This is a genomic window from Arthrobacter sp. 10T413_2, from assembly GCF_056394205.1.
The window spans coordinates 1-5,040 of record NZ_JBFTHK010000248.1 but is presented as its reverse complement, the minus strand read 5'-3'; the positions used below and the strand labels follow the sequence as shown (position 1 = coordinate 5,040).

The window sequence follows — 5,040 nt, the reverse complement described above, 5'->3', positions numbered from 1 at the left end:
AAATCCATTGGTGAAGTCGAAGAACAGCGCCAGCAATACTACTAGCGCCACCATTACGGTGATTTCCACCTGTTGCCCAATCTGCAGTGTCCACGGTCAGCAGTTCCACTTCCCCGGTKCCGCATGGCCACAAACAATCATCTCATGCCTATCCGGATGAATGCTCAGTGGCCACGAACGCAGCTTGAAACCTTATCGATGGTACGTGGGAAAGACAGCAGCGCAAAACATGCCGGAAGACCCTAAATTCCGCCCTTCCCGGAGGAAGCCGGCCCTCAGGGCCGCCAGGCKATCCTCGTCACAGAGAGGTGGACCGGGAGCACTGCCCCGGCAGGGGTGCTGCTCAGACGGACCGGCGCGCCTMAGGCGCGGGACCGGCGTCGAGCATTGAAGCAATCTTGTCCTCGAGCGCGGCGAGCGTGGCCTCCGGCAGCACGATGAGCCCGTCGAGTTCACGGCGTGCGCGTCTGTAGGCCGTCTGCCGTTCGGCGGGAGTCGCCKCGGCGTCCKAGGCGATCCTCAGGAGCTTCCGGGCAGTCTCCAGACGCTGGCGTTCCGGGCCGGTGAATTTGCTGTCCCTGATCCGCTTCGCTTCGCGTTCCGCGATGTCGAAGGCGATCTCGAAACTGGTGACTGCKGCCCGGTACTCCGCCAAACGGGCCGCAGTCCTCAGGTCACCGGGGGCGGCGGGCCGCAGACCGTCGGCCTCACGCTTGGCCCGCAGGAAAGCCACCGTGAGCGGCTCCCGGACATCGGTCATGACCGGGTAGTCGATCAGCTTCCCGACGTCGAGTTCGTAGTCGAGCCAGCGCCTGTTCACGGCGTCGTGCGCATTCATGAGGGCCAGGACCTGGGCCTGGCTGGCCTGTTCCGCCTGCGCGGCCTGGTTCTTGATTGTGTAGAGCTCCATCCGGCGCCGGTGCCGGCGTTCAGTGGCTTTGGACCAGGACCGGGCCCACCCGCCCATCAGTCCGCTCATGGGAAAGACGAGCCACCAAAAATGGGAGACGAAATTGTAGAAGGGGTCCACGGCAACATCCTCCCATCCGTCGGCGGCGGCGGAAAGCCCCCTCCGCAGAGGGGGCTTCCCGGCCGGTACTCATCGGGTTGCAAGGACTTGCCGGGCGTCAGTCCCCGTGCTTGACCTTGTGCACCCGCGTGACGATGGTGGGGCACGGAACGTTCAGCAAGACGGCGTGCGCTGTGGAGCCGAGCACCGTGCGGGAGAGCCCGCCGCGGCCGCGGCTACCGATCACCAGCACCCTGGCGTCCGCAGCGGTGTCCACGAGGGCCTTCGCCGGCTGGGTGTCCGTCTCGAGTCGCTGATGGACCACAAGGTCGGGGTACTTGTCGCCGAGCCCGGCCACCKACTCGGCKAGCACGATCCGGTTCTCTTCGACCATGCTCTCGGCGAGGCCGCTGGACGGCAGCTGTTTCTCGACCCACCGGGCAGGGGTCTTGAACGCGAGGACCACGGTGAGCTCGTCTCCGCCAAGGTCAGCTTCCGCGGCAGCGACAGCCACGGCCTGCAGCGACTCCTCGGAACCGTCCACGCCGACCACGACGCCTTTGGCCCCGGCGCCAGGTTTTGCGGGGATGACGGCCACCGGACAGTCCGAGGCGGMGACGACCTGCAGGGCGCGGTCCGTCACTGGGCCGCCGTCGAGGTGATGTTTTTCATGGCCGCCCACGACGATCATGGCTGCTTCCTTGGAGATATCCCGCAGCACCGATCCTCCGCTGCCGTGACGGAGCTGGATGTCCACCTCGACGCCAKGGGACTGCTCGCTGGCGCTCGCCTTCGCTTTCTCAAGCAGTTCCATCCCCGATTCGCGGATGAGCTCGTGGTACTGGAAATCAGGGGACAACCAGCGGTCATCCACCGCGTGGAGGGCGATGACMGGAAGCTTGTCCCGGGCCGCCCGCTGAAGGGCCCACGTCAAGGCGGCGTCGCTGCCCGCAGACCCGTTGATACCGACGACGATTGCTTTGCTCATTCTGAATCCTGCTCTTCTCCATCGCGTGATCTGAACCGGCAGCTACACACCGCATTGTCTATAGACCGCATGATCCCTGCACTGCTTGATGGCTGCACCGCCAAACATCTGAGTTGGGTGGTGCCTGTAGTGCATGATCGGGCGGCAGTGCCGACAGCCGGCTGGCACCTTCAGTGTCCCGCGCCCGTCATGGGCCKGGTTRGGGCCTTAAGGCCCCGCGCCGCGCTGCGGACCTGCACGTGGATCTGCAGGTGGACCCGCCAGCGGGCCTGATGACACGGCMCAATTACACGGCCTAGAAACCTGTTGGCTCCGTCTCCAATTCCGGTTCCCGGGGCGGCCCCTCATGGTGCACGGGACGCAGTGCCGCGGTGTGCTCGAGCCAGATGAGGGCATCGTAGCGCTCCCCCATCCGGGTCKGAACGTAGTTCCCCGCCTCCCGCTCCKGGTGGTACACGACGCCGATCGCCCGGTGTCCGAGCMACGTCGAAAGCCACGGCCCGGTCCTGTCGTCACCGAACTCCAGCACGGACGGCACGCCGAGGGCCTGATGCAGGAAGTCTTCGTGGCTGCCCGGACGTGCTTCCGGCACCGTGAGGATGCGCTCCGGCCGGCCCCACGCGTCGGCGGCGATCACGGAACCCCGGTGCCCGGCGAAACCGACCAGGAGCACCCCCTCGCCCGCGTGGCGTTCCCGCAGCAGCTGCCCGACGTTGACCAGGCCGTCCTGCGCCATGTCGGTGGCCCGCGCATCCCCGACATGCGTGTTGTGCTCCCAGATCAGGCCCTTCGACGCCGGCCCGAGGTGCCGGCTGACACGGTCGATGGTGTCCGCCATATGGTGGTCGCGGACATTCCAGGACTGCCGGTCGCCGCGGACCATGATGCGGTAGTAGTGCTCGGCGTTGGCCGCGACCTCGGCGTTCTGGACGGCGTCGAAGGCGTCCTCGTCGTGGGGGCCGGGGCTGAAGACCCGGTTCCTGACCTCGGTCAGGAGGGCCACGACGTCGGCCTCGCAGGACTGCGGAACCAGCCGCGTGCTCCAGGCGTACTGGTGCGGGTCCTCGTGGTGCGGCGAGAAGCATTGCCAGGCGCGCATGGCCGCGGGCACGGCGTCCGGGACGTTTTCCTGCAGCCAGCCGATGATTTCGCGCAGCGAATCCCACAGCGAGTAGACGTCCAGGCCGTAGAAGCCCACGCGCTTGTCCAGGGGCCGGCCGGAATTCCAGGTGCGCAGCCAGTCCAGGAACGCCGCGATTTCCTCATTGGCCCACATCCAGGTGGGCCACCGTTCGAAACCGGCCAGCAGGGCGTGCACTCCCTGGTCCTTGCCGTCCTGGCCGCGGACCCACCGGTTGATGCGCCAGCAGTCCGGCCAGTCTCCTTCCACCCCGATCCAGTTGTACCCCTCCTCGGCAATGAGACGCCGGCTGAGGGTGTCGCGCCAGGTGTAGAACTCGTGGGTGCCGTGGGACGCCTMGCCGATGGCGACGAAACGGCAGTCGGCGGCCCGCCGCACCAGGCCGTTGAGGTCGCGATCGCTTTTCAGCGGCCGGGCGAGGTCATGGATCTCCTTCAGCACTGAGGTGCGGGTGACGGCAACCGGATTCATCGCGGATCCTCAATGTCGATCGACTCCAGATGCTCGGGTACCCGGGCCCGCCAGCCGAGTTCGCGCTTGATCCTGATGCGCAGGGCATCGGACGCATCKGGGTCGCCGTGCGTGATGTAGGTCATGCGAGRCTCCTTCGCTGCCGCTTTCATCCACGCAATGATGCCGTCGGCGTCGGCGTGCGCGGACAGGCTTTCCATTTGGATCACTTCGGCCCGGATCTTGATGTCCTCCCCGTAGATGCGCAGCTCCCGTTCGCCGGCGGCCAGGGTGGCTCCCCGCGTGCCGCCGGCCTGGTAGCCGCTGAGGATGATGGCGTTTTTCGGGTCCGGGCCGTACGCCGCGACGTGGTGCAGGATCCGGCCGCCGGTCAGCATGCCGCTGGCCGAGATGATGATCATGGGGCCGCCGCGCAGGTTCAGGAGCTTGGACTCGTCCACGCTGCGGGTGACCTTGGCCAGCTTGTACATGTCCACGAATTCCTCGCGCTTGAGTCGGTGTTCCTCGGGGTGGCGCTGGTACATTTCGGAGGCGTCGATGGCCATGGGGCTGTTCAGGTACACCGGGATGCGCGGAATCGCGCCCTTGCGCAGGAGCCGGGACAGGTACAGCATGAGTGTTTCGGCCCGGCCGACGGCGAACGCGGCGAACATGATGACGCCGCCGCGCTTCGCGACGCGGTTGATGATCTCCCCCAATTGCTTCTCCGGATCCTCCGTGGAGTGTTTCCGGTTGCCGTAGGTTGATTCGGTCACYAGGATCCCCGTTTCACCGAGCGGCCGCGGGGGGTACATGAAGGGGTCATCGGCGCGGCCCAGGTCTCCGGTGAAGTGCACGGACTGGGAGCCGAGACGGACGCGGACCTGGGCGGCGCCGAGGATGTGTCCGGCCGGCACGAACGTCAACTCCATGCCGCCGCCGAGGTCAAGGGGATCGTCAAAGTCCCGGATTTTAAATCTGTTGAGGGACGCTACGGCGTCGGCGGCCGTGTAGAGCGGGATCGCGGGATCGTGCGCGGACGACCCCCGCTGCKAGGCATACCTGGCCTCTTCCTCCTGCAGGTGGCCGCTGTCCGGGAGGATGAGTTTGCACAGATCGGTAGTGCCGTCCGTGGCGTAGACCGGGCCGCCGAATCCGTCCCGGACCAGCGCCGGGACGTAGCCGGTGTGGTCCAGGTGCGCATGGGTCAGCACCACGGCGTCGATGGACCGCGGCGGCACCKGGAAGGGCGTCCGGTTGCGCTCGCGACTGCGCTTGTAGYCCTGGAAGAGCYCGCAGTCCACCAGTAAGCGCCGGCCGCCGGCGTCGATCAGGTAGCGGGACCCGGTGACGGTGTCGGTGGCACCAAGGAACTTCAGGCTCGGCTGCTGGTGTTTCATGGTGCTCCCGTGGACCTCTACCCGTGGATCTGTGGACCGCGCAGACCTGTGC

The 5,040-nt window shown here is 66.6% G+C and carries 4 protein-coding genes; all 4 read right to left on the bottom strand.

All coding sequences use genetic code 11. The annotated features are described in order from the left end of the window. Positions 1 to 343: 343 nt before the first annotated feature. The gene (locus AC1DBQ_RS21685; protein ID WP_476930483.1) at positions 344 to 1,030 is read right to left on the bottom strand and encodes a hypothetical protein; all 687 of its coding nucleotides are present in this window, start codon (positions 1,028 to 1,030) and stop codon (positions 344 to 346) included. A 97-nt stretch (positions 1,031 to 1,127) separates the two neighbouring features. After that, a complete protein-coding gene (locus AC1DBQ_RS21680; RefSeq protein WP_476930482.1) occupies positions 1,128 to 1,997 on the bottom strand; it encodes a universal stress protein in 870 nt (289 codons plus the stop codon). Between the two features lie 295 nt (positions 1,998 to 2,292). Then, on the bottom strand, positions 2,293 to 3,609 hold the full coding sequence (locus tag AC1DBQ_RS21675) for an erythromycin esterase family protein (RefSeq protein WP_476930481.1): 1,317 nt from the start codon (positions 3,607 to 3,609) through the stop codon (positions 2,293 to 2,295). After that, a complete protein-coding gene (locus AC1DBQ_RS21670) occupies positions 3,606 to 4,988 on the bottom strand; it encodes an MBL fold metallo-hydrolase RNA specificity domain-containing protein (RefSeq protein WP_476930480.1) in 1,383 nt (460 codons plus the stop codon). Before AC1DBQ_RS21670 ends, AC1DBQ_RS21675 begins: the two co-directional genes overlap by 4 nt. Positions 4,989 to 5,040 lie beyond the last annotated feature (52 nt).